Here is a 14,625-nt window from a genome sequence, read left to right on the forward strand (position 1 = left end):
GTGGGCATAGGAGAAACTCGGGACCGCCGTACTCTCGATCGAGACTCGCGGATGGGGTTGATATGACGCGCACGACCCCGCACGCCGGACCGGCCGTCAACCTGCCCGGGCAGTACGCCATCGTCGAACTCCTGCGGCTCTACGACGCCGCCCCTCCGCGGTCGCGGTTCGCGTCGCTCGTCGGCCTGAGCCCGCTCAGCGCGGAGTCGCGGCCGTGGTTCGAGGCGGCGGAGAGCGAGATCAGGGTGGGAGAGACCCTGGCCGAACTGGGCGAGGAGTGGCTGGTGTTCCACGCCCTTCCCGTGGGTGCCGAGGGTTCGAGGATCGAGCACATCGATCACATCGCGATCGGCAAGAGCGGCGTGTACATCATCGACACGACCAACCACGCGGGCCAGACGGTGTGGGCGTCGCAGCGGGCGTTCCTCGTGTCGGGCATCAGACACCCGTACATCCGCAACATGGAATACGAGATGGGGCGCACCGAGCGGCTTCTCGGTTCTGCGGCCGGCATCTCGGTCGAGGTCAGCGGCATCCTCGCCGTCGTCGCCGCGAAGAGCATCACCGTGCGTGACCGGCACCGCGACGTGACGGTGCTCGAGGTGGGAGCGGTGACTCCGTGGCTTCGGGCGCGTCCTATCGTGCTCACGGCGGAGGACGTGTGCACGATCGGCGGCGTCGCCGCCCTCGAGAGCACCTGGTACCGCGGTGGCGAGCCGGTCGGCGACAGGGGGCCGCTGCAGGAACGCTTCGCCGCGCTGCGCCGCGACGTGCGGCGGGCCCGGCGGCTGCAGGTGATGTGGGCGGCTGGACTCACCGTTCTGGGTGCCGGCGGTTTCGTCGCGGTGACCTACGCCATCCTGGTCGGCGCCCTCGCGACCATCGGCAGCCGCTGACCCCGCGTCGCTAGAATCGCCTGATGTCACGCGCCGTCAGGTTCCACGAATTCGGTCCGGCCTCTGTGCTCCGGATCGACGAGGTCACCGTCGCCGAGCCCAGCGCCGGCCGGGTCCGGGTCGCGGTGCGCACCGCCGGGATCAACCCGGCCGACTACAAGCGGCGCGAGGGGCTCACGACCTCGGCCGACTTCGCCTTTCCGGCGGGTGTCGGCCGGGAACTCGCCGGGGTCGTCGAGGCGGTGGGTGACGGAGTGTCGGGGTTCTCGGTCGGCGACGAGGTGTTCGGCGCTGTGCCCGACGGCTCCATCGCCGACCTCGTCGTCACGAATCCGGCGAACCTGGCGCGCAGACCCCGCGAGCTCGACTGGGCCGTGGCCGGCGGGCTCGCCCTCGTCGGGCAGACCGCCCACGACGCGGTCGCGTCGCTCCACCTGACCGCCGACGACACCGTTCTGGTGAGCGCGGCGGCCGGGGGAGTCGGCACGGTGATCTGCCAGCTCGCGCGGCTCGCCGGCGCCACCGTGATCGGCACCGCCGGCCGGGCGAACCACGACTTCCTCCGCGGTCTCGGTGTGATCCCGGTGCTCTACGGCGACGGCATGGACGAACGGATCCGCGATGCGGCGCCCGGCCGGATCACCGCCGTCTTCGACCAGCAGGGTCGGGAGACGGTCGAGGCCGCCATCCGGCTCGGTGTGCCGCGGGAGCGCATCAACACCATCGCGATGGACCCGCACGAGCTGGGCGTCGAGCGGGTGGGACGCGGGCCGGCGGATGCACCGACCCTGGCCGCCCTCGCCGCCCGAGTCGTCGACGGCTCCCTGGTGCTGCCCGTTGCCGCAACCTACCCGCTCGACCGCGTGCGCCAGGCATTCGAGCAGCTCGAGGCCGGGCACGTGCGCGGCAAGGTCGTCATCGTCGTCGACGAGCCCGTCTGACCCGACCAGGCCGACGAGCGTGACTACCCCGACTAGCTCGCCGCCACCGTGGATCTGCGCGGCAGGGTGAGCAGCGTGGAGATGCTGACGACGATGAGCAGGATCGCCCCGAATACGAGGAACGCGGTCACGGCCAGTGCGGGCAGCGTGAACGTGACGACGCCGGCGACGATCGAGATGACCCCGCTCACGATCGCGAGCCAGCGGGGCGATACGACGCCCTGGATGCCCGCCATGATGTCGATGACACCCTCGGCGATCCAGCCGAAGCCGATCACGAAGGCGATGACGACGAGCGACTTCTCGGGGGAGGCCAGGCAGAAGACGCCCGCCGCCGTGACGAGCAGCCCGAGGATGCCGCTGAGCCAGCGGAGTCCCGCGCCGCCCGGGTGCGGGAGCACCGCGACGGTGATGCGGAAGATCCCCGACGCCACGAGGTAGATGCCGAAGATGATCGCGATCGTGGTCAGTGTCGCGTCCGGCCAGACGAGCGCGACGATGCCGAGCACGAGACCCACGACCGCGACGGCGACGACCTCGCCGCGATGGACGAGCAGGAAGCTGCCGGGGCCGGGAGTTCCGGCGGAGTACAGGTCGGACATGTGCAGCTCCTTCGATCGAGGAAGCCCGCCGTCGGCGACGGCTCCTGCCTCATGGTCGCACTAGCCCGACCCGGAGGGAAGTCAATCGCTCAGGTTTGCCGGATCGGTTCGACGAGTGAGGTGATCAGCGGCGTCGGCTCCAGCCCCAGCACGCTCTGCAGCATCGAGCTGTACCGGTCGTACACCCGCAGCGCCTCCGACTGGTTTCCCTCGGCGAGGTGCACCCTGATGAGGCTCGCGTGGGCGCTCTCGCGCAAGGGTTCGACCTTCATGGCGGCGCGGGCGGCCCCCGCGGCCTCTGCCAGCCGGTCGGCGTCGGTGAGCAGCACGGCCTGCGCCTCGAGTGCGCTCATGCGCAGCTGACGCCAGTCCTCGGCCTCGGCGACGACCCAGTCGTCGTACCAGTCGGGGAGGAGTTCGAGCGAGAGCATCGCGACCGCGGCGGGGTCGAGGTCGGCTTCGAGCGGTGCCTGGTTCGAGTCGAGCAGGCGTCGGGCGAGCGTCTGCCCGTCGCGCAGGTCGACGACGACCGCTTCGGCGAGGCTGAGCCCCGGACTCGCCGAGAGGATCGCGTCGCGCGTCGGTGCGTCCAGTCGCGAGAGCGCCGAGCGCAGGCTGAGTCGGGCGCGTTCATCGGACACCTCCGGCCACATCGCACCGGCCATGGCGATGCGGGCGACAGCTCGATCGTGCAGCGCGAGGAAGGCGAGCAGTCGTTGTGAGCCCACCGAGAGCCCGCCGACGACGGTGCCGCCGACGCGCAGCTCGAACGCCCCGAAGAGGCGGATCTCGATGAGGAGGGCGCCGGCGTCGGCGATCGTGGGGGTGGGGAACAGGCGCTGCCTCGGCTCGGGCGACGCGGGCGGCTCGGGCGACGCGGGCAGTTCGGGCGACGGGGGCAGCTCGGGCGCCGCGGCGAGGAGGGCCCTCTCGGTGACGGGTGACGCTGCCCAGCCGTCGGCCCACGTGCTGAGTGCCACGATGACGGGTTCGAGGTTGCGGCCGTTCTGGGTGAGCAGGTATTCGAGCTCGACCTGCCCGGTGCTGTCGAGCGCGTTCACCGGCCGCAGGGTCATGAGACCCGCGCCGACGAATCCGTCGAGCCGGGCGGCGAGGATGTCGCGTTCGACTCCGACGCGGCGCTCGAACTCGGAGAACCTCGTCACGTCGCGGAAGACGGCTTCGCGGATGATCAGCAGGCTCCACCGTTCGCCCACGGCCTCGAGCGCGCGGGCGGGGGAGAAGTTGTGCACGGCAGGGTCGGGTGCTTCCTCTGCCGCCGCGTGTACGGGGTTCATGATCGTGGCTCCGCTCCTTGCGTCCTGCAAGGCTAGCGGCAATTAGCGAGAGCTGGTCACTATTTGTGCCGTTCTGGCGTTCTCCGTCAGGCGGCGCGGCGGCGCGCCAGCGAGAAGAGGCTCATGGCGCCGCCGATCGCGACGGTCAGCAGGGCGAGCAGCAGCGGCAGCAGGACACTGCTGCCGGTCTCGGCGATGTCCGCCTGCGCGGCGAGGGCCAGGGTGGACACGCCCAGTGCGGTGACCGCCACGGCGACGACCAGCAAGACGAGGATGCCACGGGTGACTGCGGTGCGCGACGCGTCGAGCGTGCCCGTTTCTTCGAGTGTGCGACTGTTCATGTGGTCTCCTCCGGTTCGCTTCGCAGCCTGTCAGAGGGGCCGTCACGAGGCCGTTACCGGGGCGTGACCGCGGGATCCGGCACGACCGGGACCACCCACGACCGGGACCACCCACGACCGGGACCACCCACGACCGAGAACAGCTCAGGGCAGGCGCATCCGCTCACCCTCGCCGTCACGGTCCTCGGCGACTATCCGCGCCTCGAGCAGTGCCAGATCGACGCCGCGCGTCAGCCAGGCGCGTCCCTGCTCGGTGAGCCGGGAGTATCCGAGCACGTCGCAGGCCTCCTTCAGCAGGTCGTCCCGCGTGATGCTGAACGACTCGCGCACGAGCATCTCCACGACGTTCGCGATCTCGTGCGGGCTCACCTCGGTGAGCGCCCGTGCGGCGGTCGACGGCGAGCGTCGGGCGTCGCGCCAGGTCGCCGGGTCGAGGGTCGGCGGCCACGCGAAACCGTCGACGACGGGGAAGGCCGAGGCGAGCGCATCGGACAGCTCGTTGCGGCGACCCTCGCCCATACGCGTGTAGCCGAAGCGTCTCGCGACCGTGGCCACGAGACGAGCCAGCGGGATCGGACCCTCGGTCGACAGCACCTCCGCGCCGATCCGCTCGATGGCCGGCCGGGCCATGCGCATGTTGTCGAGCACCGACTGGTTGGCGATCGCGCTGTCGGCGGCCACCTCGAAGGGGGAGAGGACGATTCCGGATGGCGCGGCCGCGAGCTGCTCCGCGGGTGCGGTCACCCCCGGCTGAACGGCGGGATCCGTCGGCACGAGCAACTCCGCCGGTGCCGCCGCGACCGACACGAACCGGGGGCGCTCGGCCACCGGACGGTCCATGGCCTCGCGGATGCGGCCCAGCACGCCCGCGCGGTCGCGGATCCAGGCCGGAAGCCAGACGCGCACGGTGGCCGGCCAGCCCATGAGGTCGATGAGCAGCTGCGGCGAGCCGTCCCGGTCGGACACGGTGGGTCGCGCCGCCCAGCCGGCGCCGTCGACCATGATCGCGAGGCGCCAGTCGTCGTCGCCCGGCCGGCGCACGGCGAGGTCGACCTTGAACGACGAGAGTCCGAGGGCGGTCTCCACCTCGAAGCCCTCCTCCCGGATCGCGGCGGCGAGCTCCTCGACGAACCGGCCGCCGTTGCCGCCCTGCTGCACGGCGCTCTGTCGAAGCTCGCCCTGCCCGCCCTGCCCGCCCTGCACATGCTGCCCCTCGAGCGTGCGCTGCGCCGCGAACTGCAGGTAGCCCTTCAGGTCGGCGATGCCCTGCGACCCGGTGCGGGCGAGGTCGATGTCGGCGGGGTCGAACGAGGCGAACAGCACCACGTGCTTCCTCGCTCGGGTGACGGCGACGTTGAGGCGGCGCTCGCCGCCGGTGAGGTTGAGCGGGCCGAAGTTGAGCGGGAGCGTCCCGGTCTTCGCGTCGCGGGAGAAGGCGAGGGAGAACAGGATCGTGTCGCGCTCGTCGCCCTGTACGTTCTCGAGGTTCTTCACGAACAGGTCGAGGCCGGGTTCGGCGGTGAGGGCGCGCTGCACGAGCAGGTCGGTGGAGTCCTCGAGCTTGTTCAGGATGAGGTCGCGCTGCTGGATGTTGAAGCAGACCACGCCGATCGACTCGTGCTTGGTGGCCGGGTCGCGCAGGCGCTCGCCGATCTCGGCGACGATGGCCGCGGCCTCCACCTCGTTGGTGCGGGCGGCGCCGCGGGCGAACTCTCCCTGGACACGGCGCAGGCTGAGTCCGGAGCCGTCGCCCGAGCGCGGCGACGGCAGGCTCACGAGCTTGCCGTCGTAGTAGGTGGCGTTCGAGAAAGCGATGAGGCTCTCGTCCTGGCTGCGGTAGTGCCACGACAGCCACAGCTGCGGCAGACCGGATTCGACCGCCTCGCTGAGGATGCTCTCCAGGTCCTCGACGACGAGCTCCTCGCCCGCGACGGCGCGCGAATCGCCTTCCCCCGTGGCATCCACCTGCATGATGCGTGTCGGGGGCATCTGCTTCGAGTCGCCCACCACGATGACGGCCTTGCCGCGGCCCATTGCGCCGATCGCCTGCGGCACGCGGATCTGCGAGGCCTCGTCGAAGATCACCAGATCGAAGTCGATGCTCGACGCGTCGAGGAAGTGCGCCACAGAGCCGGGGCTCATCAGGAACACCGGGACGATCGAGGTCAGGGCGTCGGGGAAACGCTTGGCGACCTCGCGAAAGGCGAGCCCGCCGCGCTTGCGGTCGATCTGACGCTTGAGCTCGGCGACCTCCCCGCGCAGGTTGCCCACGTCGAACGGCCGCTGGGCGATCAGTCGTGCGGCGACCGCGGAGCGCAGCTGCTCCCGCGACACGGCGCTCTGCTCGAGGTAGCTCGCCGCGGCGCGGTCCTGCGCGTCGCCGTCGAAGCTGTCGAGTGAGCCCGCGGCGGTGCGCTCCTCGAGGGAGGCGAGCGCGAGGCCGCGCAGCAGTGCCTCGGGTGCGGCCTCGGGCGGGATCGAGACCCGGGCGAGCTGGTCGGCGAAGCGGGGGAGTCCGGCTGCGGTGATGGCGGCGAGCAGGCGGCGCGTCTCGGCGAACCGCTGCAGCTGCAGCAGGCCTGTCGTCTCGAGGTCGCGTTGCCAGAGGGCCTCGTCGTGCGCCCACTGGTCGAGCCAGCCGCCGGTACCGGCGTCGCCCACCCAGTGCCGCACCGTGGTCTGCGTCCCGCCGATGGCCGCGAGCCAGCGACCCCAGGTGGAGTCGAGATCGGCGAGCACGTCGAGATCGCCGGCATCGGCGGTGTCGGCGGGTGCGGCGCTCAGCAGCGACCACGCGGGTTCGGCGTGCTTCGACAGCCACACGGCCGTCGTGGCGATGAAGACGGCCGAGGCCAGCTCGCGGTGCGCGTCGTCGGTGTACGGGCGCCACGGGTCGGGGGTGATGAGCCCCTGCAGCTGCGCCCGCGCGTTCATCAGCGGCTCGGCGTCGACGAAGGCGTCGCGCAGGCGGGTGAGCATGTCGGTGAACTCCGGTCCGGGCACGGCGACGCCGCTCTTCAGCAGCGGTTCGATGCGCTCGCGCAGCCTGCGCCGACGCCACTCGGGCAGGAACCACTCGCCGTCGAGCTTCGTAGACTTCGCGATGAGCTCGCCGAGTCCGGGGTACTCGAGGGCGGCCGGTGTCGCTTCGGCGAGTGCCCGGGCGTGGGTGGCGCGGTACTGCGCCGTGGCCTTCTGCAGCGCGTCGCTCGCCTCACGCCACGACGTGCGATCGACGTAGGCGAGGTGGCCGGCCGCGGGCAGGAGCCCCGCGGTCCTGGCGGCGGCCAGGCGCACCACGGCGGTGAGTCCGGCTCCGGGCAGCAGCGCCGCGAGCGCCGCGCGCCACGCGTCAGACAGTGCCGCGACCCCGGTGCGGGAGGCGGCGAGGTCTCCGAGCGCGCCGCGCACCGACTCGAGGTCGAGCGCCGCCGCGTCGAGCGACCCGGGGTCTCCCGCGCCGGAGACGAGCCAGGGGTGGCCGGGGCGCAGGCCGAACCGTGTTGCGGCATCCGAGTACTCGCGGGTGAGCTGGGCGACGTCGGCGTCGGAGACCCGCGACAGCCAGGGCAGCGGGATGCTCGCCGCCGGGCCGTCGCCGAGGGCCGCGACGGCGTCGTACGCGCTCCACAGCGAGTAGCCGTGCGCGTTGCGGGAGTGCACGATCGCCGGGTAGCGCTCGAGCTGCACGATGGCCGAGCGCAGTCGCGCGTCCGTGGCATCCCACGCCGCCTGGTCCGTCTCCACCCGTGTGTCGAGCGCCGCACGCAGCTGCTCGCGGATCGAGTTCATCGACTGCTTCGCGCCGTGCAGCTCCAGCCCGAACGAGCCGATGCCGATCGCGTCGAGCCGGCGTTTGACGACCTCGAGGGCCGCCTGCTTCTCGGCGACGAAGAGCACCTTCTTGCCCGCGGTGAGCGCGTGCGCGATGAGGTTGGTGATGGTCTGCGACTTGCCGGTGCCCGGAGGACCCTCGAGCACGAACGACTGTCCGCTCGTGGCGCGCACGATCGCCGCCATCTGCGACCCGTCGGCAGCGATCGGGAGGCGCAGCTCGGTCTCGTCGACGGCAGGCGCGGTGGTCGCGCCCCCGCCGCCCGCCGGGTCGTCGAACGTCTCGCCGGGCGTCTCGACGAGATGACGCACCACCGGGTTCTGCATCAGCGGACGCCAGTTCTCGTCGAGGTCCTTCCAGATCTGGAATGTCGAGAAGCGCAGGATGGCGAGGCTCGCCGACTCGTCGATGCGGTACGGCAGCTCGGCCTCGAGCAGCTGGCGCCGGATGCCGCCGAGCACCGCGCCGATCGCGATGCCGGTGTCGTCGAGCGACGGTGTCGCCAGCTCGGTGAGGTCGAGCCCCTTGGTGGTCTTCAGCCACTGCAGCAGGCACAGGTTCGGCTGGGCGACGTCGTCGCCGTCGAGCTTGATCGCGTACGGCGTGAACGCGAGCCCGCCGGTGAGCCGGACGGGCAGCAGGAACAGGGGAGCCCGCGCCTCGCTGCCGTCGGCCTTGGTGTGCACGAGGCTGCCGAGGGTCAGGTAGAGGTAGTTGCTGCCCGACTCCTGCTCGAGCGTGTCGGCCTCGCGCTTCATCGCCCGCAGCTGGGTGCGGTGCCTCTCGTCGGGCAGGGCGGAGAACACCGTGCGCGTGGTGGTGAACACCGTGGTCATTATCTCGGGGGCGACCTCGCTCGCAACCCGTATCCCCGCGAGCTTCTGCAGCTCGGACGAGTCGAGGCCGCCCGAGACCCGCACGCTCTTGCCGGAGTGCACCACGTCGTCGAGCTTCGGCAGCATGCCGCCGGGCACGAGGAGGTCGAGCACCTTCTGGTTGCGCGGCATGTTGAGCAGCGGATTGCGCAGCGTCAGGTCGAGCAGGTCGCGCTTCCAGTTCTTGAAGCGAGCGGGGGAGTCGTCGTGCCGGTCGAGCTGGCCGCGCACGATCTCCTCCTCCGCGGCGGCGGACAGGTTCTTCAGGCTCGACCGGGCGACGAACGGGCGGTCGAGGGCGGTCTGCTCCGCCGAGACCTCCGACCCGGGCACGGGCATCGGTCGCACTCCGTCGATGCGTGCGCGCGTGACATCCACCATCGTCTGCAGCAGGTGGAAGTCGGTACGGAAGTAGTCGGCGCCCGCCTTCTTCGCCCGCGAGAAGTCGAGCGATCCGCTGCCCGGGCCGAGGCCGGTGAGCTCGACCGGGGTCGCCGCCCCCGACTCGACCAGGTTGGTGAGCACGTTGACCTGTTCGATGGTGGCGCGCTCGCCGTAGGTCTCGGCGGAGTAGAACCCGCCGAACGCGTGGTTGCGGGTGATGAAGACCAGCGGCGAGAGGCCGACCGCCTCGAGGCAGGCGGCGTAGAGCACGGCGAGGTCGACACAGGTGCCGAAGCGGTCGCGCAGCACCTGCTCGGTCGTGCGCACCTTCTGGCCGGTGCGCTCAAACGACGCCGGCGGGTTGATGTAGGTGACTCCGAGGGCGCGGATCGACTCGTAGATCGCTGCGGCGAGCTGGTGGGCCCGCTCGGGGCCGGACTGGTATCCCTCGAGGGAGCCGCTGTTCGTCTTCTTCAGGAGCAGATCGGATGCCGCTCGAAGAATGGTCGTCACGGCCGACGTGTTCGGCTGCACGAATGCCGCAATGGAGGCGTGCAGTCCCGGGAAGTTGAGCCACTCGTTGAAGGCGCTCACCTCGACGGTTGCGAGGATGCGCGCCTCGTTCGCGGTCACGTCGAGAGTCGCGATCGCCGACTCGCTCGCTCCAGCGAGAAGCGGGCTGAACAGGTCGAAGTCGCGTGGGTCGTCGATGCGGGTGACTCCGCCCGCGACGAGCGGTCCGGCGATGCTGCGGCGCCAGACCACCTCGGCGCCGGTAGTGAGCCCCAGGGCGGCGGCGAGTTCGACGGCGGGCAGGTCGGCGCCGGTCTCGTTGTGCACGACGACCGCGCGGATGAACGGGATCCCGCTCAGCACGAGCGAGTAGTTGACCCGCGGCTGAAACTCGATCTGCAGCCGCACGCCGCCCGCCGTGGTGTCGAGTACCTGGTAGATCTCGGTTTCAGCAGCGCTCGAATCCATAGACCGAGGCTACCCGGGCGGGCGTGGATGCCGGGTCAACCCCGCACGATCAGCCGCGCACGCACGTTCCCGACGCGACCGTCGTCGTGAGGGCCGGCGCCTGCTGCGCCACGGGCGTGAGCTCGTTCAGGCTGAGGGCGTAGCCCAGGTTGTCGACGTCGGCGCTGCGGGCGAAGACGACGCCGGCGACGGCGCCGTCGACGGTGAGAAGCGGGCCGCCCGAGTTGCCCTCGCGCACCACGGCGGCGAGCGTGTAGATCTCGCGGGTGCCGCCGGGCTCGCCGTAGATGTCGTCGACCGCGGTGGAGGTGAGCGAGAGCACACGCGCCGGCGTCGTGGTGAACGGTCCGCCGAACGGGTAGCCGTCGACGACACCCGTCGCGCCGACCGGCATCGATCGTGCGAGCGGGAGCGGCGACACGGCCAGCCCGTCGACCGCGATCACCGCGATGTCCTTTCGCGGGTCGAAGTAGACGACGCGACCGGGCAACGATCCGCCGCCGGGCACCTCGACGACGGGTTCCGCGACCCCCGCGACGACGTGCGCGTTCGTCACGACCCGGTCGCCGGCCACGACGAAGCCGCTGCCGGTCTGGTTCTGCCCGCACTCGTAGGCGTTGCCGCTGATGCGCACGACCGACCGGGCCGCCTCGGTGAGAGCCGGGGTGCCCGTGTCGGTGACGGGCAGCTCGGGCGCCGTCGTGACTCCGCCGAGCGCCTCCGTGATCAACGGGATGCCGTCGGTCACCACCGTGGACCGCAGTTCGGCGAGAAACGCCTCGACGGGGTCGGGGGTGAGGTCGTTGATGCCGCGCAGCACTGTCGAGGCGCCGATGGCCTGCGAGAAGGCCGGGACCCCGAGGGAGCCGACGCTGAGCGCGAGCAGCGCGGCGATGAGGGCGGCCGCGACGCCGTTGACCGCGGCGCCCAAGAGCCGGTCGATGAACCGCAGCGGCGACTTCTCGAGTCGTGAGCGGATGCCGCGGCCGACAGCCGCGCCGAGCGAGTGGCCGAACACCACGAGCGCTACCGCAGTGAACACCGTGGCGACGACGCGCCACATCGGTTCCGGCACCCACGAGCCCACGACCGGAATCGCGAAGTAGGCGACGACCGCGCCGATCACGACGCCGGCGAGCGCGAATGCGCTGTGCAGCAGGCCGCGGCGGTATCCCGCGACGACGTAGCCGACGAGCAAGACGACCAGGAGCAGGTCGAGGAGCCAGGCTTCGGGCATCCGTCGTTCCTTCGGTCGTGGTCTGCGGGAGCGGTTATCCCGCAGTCACGACACTACGGGGGTTCAGACCGCCTCTGCTGCGCCGGCACCACCCGTCATGATCGCACGCAGCCGCTCGACCGGAAGCTTGGGGATGCGGTCGGCCGTGACCAGGCCGTTCGTCTCCTGGCCCGTGTCGGTCAGCTGGGTGTAGCAGTAGCCGGCGAGCACCTCGCTCGCACGGACCGCGTCGAGAAGCGACCCGAGTCGGGCGGCGAAGTCGTCGGCCGAGCTCGCGGTCGAGTAGCCCCAGGCGTTGTCGACATCGCTGTTGGGCGCGAACTTCACTCCGCCGAACTCGGTGAGCATGACCGGTTGGCCGCGATCGGGCTCGTCGCCGAGGCGCAGCCGCCGACCGGCCGGGCCGACCCCGTCGAACAGCGCCGCGACGCTCGCGCGGTCGGCGTAACGGGCAGCGACGACGTCGCCGGAGGGCTCGTAGTCGTGGATCGACCAGATGTCGGAGTCGAGGTGCTCCCAGCCGTCGTTCGACACGACCGGCCGGGTCGGGTCGAGGCTCTTGGTGAGGTGGAAGAGCGACCGCGCGTATTCGCGCACCGTGGCGTCGTGGGCGATGTGCTGCACGCCCCAGCTCTCGTTGAGCGGAACCCATGTGACGATGCTGGGATGCGAGGAGTCCCGGCGGATCACGTCGGACCACTCGGCGACGACCCGCCGTGCGGCGGTGGTCGAGAACTCGTACGCGCTAGGCATCTCCTCCCACAGGAGCAGGCCGAGGCGGTCGGCCCAGTACAGGAACCTCGGGTCCTCGATCTTCTGGTGTACGCGCGCGGCGTTGAAGCCGAGGTCCTTGATGAGCTGAACCTCGGCACGCAGCGCATCGCCGCTCGGTGCCGCGAGGTGCGACTGCGGCCAGTACCCCTGGCTCAGCACGGAGCGCAGGAACACCGGGCGGTCGTTGAGCAGGAAGCGGCCGCGGTCGACGGTCGCGCTCCGCAGGCCGAAGTACGAGAACACCGTGTCGCTGCTGTCGACGCCTGTGCGGCCGGTCAGGTCGAGGCGGACGTCGATGAGGCGCGGAGTGCGGTCGCTCCAGAGCAGCTCCTCGTAGTTCTGCCCGTTGATCTGGCGGGGCACGACGACCGTCACGTCGACGCGGTGCGAGTGGACCGCGATCCGGTGGGTCGCGAGCGGCTCTCCCTCGAAGCTGAGCTCGACGTCGAGCAGCGTGTGGTCGTCGGGTCGGCGGTTGAGCTCGACGGTGACGACGACCGAGCCCGTGGTCACATCGGGGGCGAAGGCCAGGTGGTCGACGTACAGCGGGGGCACCGTCTCGAGCCAGACCGGCTGCCAGATCCCGGTCGTGCGGTGGTACCAGATGACATGCGGGTCGAGCTCCCAGTCCTGTTTGCCTCGGGGCTGAGCGACGTCGAGCGGGTCGTCTTCGGCGCGCACGACGAGCGAGTGTTCGCCCTCGCCGTCGAAGGCGTCGGTGACGTCGAAGGAGAAGGGCGTGTGGCCGCCCTCGTGGTGGCCGAGCAGAGTGCCGCCGAGCCAGACGGAGCACCGGTAGTCGACCGCGCCGAAGTGGAGGAGGGTGTGGCCGCCCTCGGTCGTGGGCCGGGTGATCGACCGTCGGTACCAGACCACGGGGTGGAATCCGGTGTCCCCGATTCCGGATGCCGGCGACTCGGGCGGGTACGGCACGGTGATGGTGCGGTCGAACGTGATCGCGGTGGCCGGCGCGAACCACTTCGCCCGGAGTCCGTCGTCGTCGTCGTCGAATCGCAGGTCCCACTCGCCGCCGAGGTCCGTCCACGAGGGCCGCACGAGCTGCGGCCGGGGGTAGCTGCCGTCCTGCCGGGAGGCGCGAACGGGGCTGGCGGTTGTCTCGAGGGCGTCGGTGTCCATGGCTACAGTGTGCTGTATTTTTCCAGCGCTGTAAAACTGTATTACGGCCGAGTTGCCTCGCGCGTCGTCCCCGCGTGCCACTCGATGGGCGGCTAATCGACGCGCGGAGCGCTCTCCCGCACAACGAACGAGTAGTCGGCGATCCGGTGTCGACCGAGCCCGGTGTAGCCGCCGATCCGCTCCTCGAGCATGTCGAGGGCCATCGTCGCGATCTGGCCGGTGTCCGGTGCGATCGTCGTGAGCGACGGGTGGGTGAATGCCGCCATAGAGATGTCGTCCCAGCCGACGACCGCGACGTCCTCCGGAACCCGCAGACCGTGTTCCTGCAGGGCGCGCAGCGCGCCGATCGCGGCCAGGTCGTCTCGACAGACGAGCCCGTCGAAGACGCGGCCGTCCGCGAGGGCGCGACGCACGGCATCCGCCGCCTCCTTGGCGCTGATGGCGGCGCTCGGGATCACGAGCGACATGTCGACGGTCAGCCCCGCCGCGTCGAGGGCCAGCTGGTAGCCGGTGAGTCGCTGCAGCGAGGTGACCGACTGGTCGAACTCCTCGTGGCCGACGAAGCCGATGCGTCGTCGGCCGAGCGCCACGAGGTGCGCGGTGGCCTCGATCGCAGCCGCCTCGTTGTCGATCATGACGTGGTCGACGCTCAAGGGCGCGGGTCCTTCGCCGAGGAGCACGAGCGGCACATCCTCGCGGTGTTTCGCGATCTCGAGCGACGGCATGCGCGACGGCTGGAAGATGACGCCGTCGACGAGGCCCGCCTCTCGCGTGGAGACGATCGCGCGCTCGCTCTCGATCGTGCCGTCGGTCTGCTCGAGCAGGAGTCGGTAGCCGCGGGCCGTCGCCAGATGCGCGATGATGCGCGCCAGTTCGGCGAAGTACGGGAGGCTGACGTCGCTGAAAGCCAGGGACAGCATGCCGGTGCGGCCTGTTGCCAGTCGTCGGGCGGAGGCGTTCGGGCGGTATCCCAGCTCGGCGATGGCCGCCTCGACGCGCGACCGCATGCCCGGGCTGACGTGGGGATAGTCGTGGACCACGTTCGACACGGTCTTCATGGAGACGCCGGCGAGCTCGGCCACATCCTGCAGGCGTACGTTTGCCATCGCGGTGTTCCTTCTCGTCGGCGAGCTCGGGGGAGCGGCGGTCGCCGTAGCCGAGTCCTGCTCGTTCTCGGGTACCACTGTACCGACCGGAGCGCCAGCGGAACCTCATTGCCTTGACTATGCAATTACAGCGCTGTAAATTGACCAGCAGCCACGCACCACCGGCCACACCGCACCATCGGCACGACCCTGCACCGTCACTCAAAGGAGAGCTACAC

The 14,625-nt window shown here is 70.8% G+C and carries 9 protein-coding genes; 2 read left to right on the forward strand and 7 right to left on the reverse strand.

All coding sequences use genetic code 11. The features are described 5' to 3' along the window. Positions 1–62 precede the first annotated feature (62 nt). A complete protein-coding gene (locus ABIE21_RS02015; RefSeq protein ID WP_354023114.1) occupies positions 63–896 on the forward strand; it encodes a nuclease-related domain-containing protein in 834 nt (277 codons plus the stop codon). A 23-nt stretch (positions 897–919) separates the two neighbouring features. Then, complete coding sequence (locus ABIE21_RS02020; RefSeq protein WP_354023115.1) at positions 920–1,837, forward strand: NADP-dependent oxidoreductase; 918 nt, start codon at positions 920–922, stop codon at positions 1,835–1,837. A gap of 32 nt (positions 1,838–1,869) precedes the next feature. Here ABIE21_RS02020 and ABIE21_RS02025 read toward each other — a convergent pair whose 3' ends face one another. The 7 genes from ABIE21_RS02025 to ABIE21_RS02055 all read right to left on the reverse strand — a co-directional run bounded on the left by ABIE21_RS02025 (position 1,870) and on the right by ABIE21_RS02055 (position 14,407). Beyond that, on the reverse strand, positions 1,870–2,439 hold the full coding sequence (locus tag ABIE21_RS02025) for an HdeD family acid-resistance protein (protein ID WP_354023116.1): 570 nt from the start codon (positions 2,437–2,439) through the stop codon (positions 1,870–1,872). Between the two features lie 89 nt (positions 2,440–2,528). After that, a complete protein-coding gene (locus ABIE21_RS02030; protein ID WP_354023117.1) occupies positions 2,529–3,737 on the reverse strand; it encodes a BTAD domain-containing putative transcriptional regulator in 1,209 nt (402 codons plus the stop codon). Between the two features lie 86 nt (positions 3,738–3,823). After that, positions 3,824–4,078, reverse strand: a complete 255-nt coding sequence (locus ABIE21_RS02035) for a hypothetical protein (protein ID WP_354023118.1) — start codon at positions 4,076–4,078, stop codon at positions 3,824–3,826. Positions 4,079–4,222: 144 nt separating this feature from the next. Next, a complete protein-coding gene (locus ABIE21_RS02040) occupies positions 4,223–10,153 on the reverse strand; it encodes a DUF4011 domain-containing protein (RefSeq protein WP_354023119.1) in 5,931 nt (1,976 codons plus the stop codon). 49 nt (positions 10,154–10,202) lie between these two features. Next, positions 10,203–11,390 (reverse strand): MarP family serine protease, encoded by a 1,188-nt coding sequence (locus ABIE21_RS02045; RefSeq protein ID WP_354023120.1) that lies wholly within the window; start codon positions 11,388–11,390, stop codon positions 10,203–10,205. Between the two features lie 63 nt (positions 11,391–11,453). Further along, on the reverse strand, positions 11,454–13,301 hold the full coding sequence (locus tag ABIE21_RS02050) for a glycoside hydrolase family 2 protein (RefSeq protein WP_354023121.1): 1,848 nt from the start codon (positions 13,299–13,301) through the stop codon (positions 11,454–11,456). Between the two features lie 92 nt (positions 13,302–13,393). After that, positions 13,394–14,407, reverse strand: a complete 1,014-nt coding sequence (locus tag ABIE21_RS02055; protein ID WP_354023122.1) for a LacI family DNA-binding transcriptional regulator — start codon at positions 14,405–14,407, stop codon at positions 13,394–13,396. Positions 14,408–14,625 lie beyond the last annotated feature (218 nt).

It is taken from the genome of Conyzicola nivalis (assembly GCF_040548875.1).
GTDB lineage: Bacteria > Actinomycetota > Actinomycetes > Actinomycetales > Microbacteriaceae > Conyzicola > Conyzicola nivalis_A.